This window comes from Acinetobacter haemolyticus, from assembly GCF_900406815.1.
In the GTDB taxonomy this organism is placed as follows: domain Bacteria; phylum Pseudomonadota; class Gammaproteobacteria; order Pseudomonadales; family Moraxellaceae; genus Acinetobacter; species Acinetobacter haemolyticus_A.
On record NZ_OVCN01000049.1, the window covers coordinates 1 to 430 of the forward strand.

Genomic DNA, 430 nt, shown 5'->3' on the forward strand with positions numbered 1-430 from the left:
ACTTTAGGGGCATAACCTGAGACTTGTAACAAAGCCAAGATCAAAGAAGTAAACTCATGTCCCATCGGTAAACCCGCAAAGAACACACGAGGTTGTTCACCTGCTTTGGCAACACCAAAACTCGGACGGCGAGCGTTTGAACCGTCAAAACGCGCCGTAACTTGATCAGAGAGTTCAGCAATTTCTGTCACGAGTTCTTTTACTTTTGCAGCTTTGTCTGAATCATCTAAAGCAGCTACCAACTCGATTGGACTTTCTAAACGTTCTAAATAAGCTTTTAATTGAGTTTTAATATTTTGATCTAACATGCAAATCTCCAAATTCTAAGCAGTTCAAGTCGGCTAAAATCATTTCATGGGGCTATAGTACGCAAAAGTACAGCATAGAGGAAACAGTATGTTTTTATGAGTTCGATCGGTTTTTTGAATTT

General features: G+C 39.5%; 1 pseudogene. It reads right to left on the reverse strand.

Annotated features, from left to right (window positions below):
- Nucleotides 1-308: pseudogene (locus tag DK207_RS15610) on the reverse strand (alkyl hydroperoxide reductase subunit F); the annotation flags it as partial.
- Nucleotides 309-430: the final 122 nt, after the last annotated feature.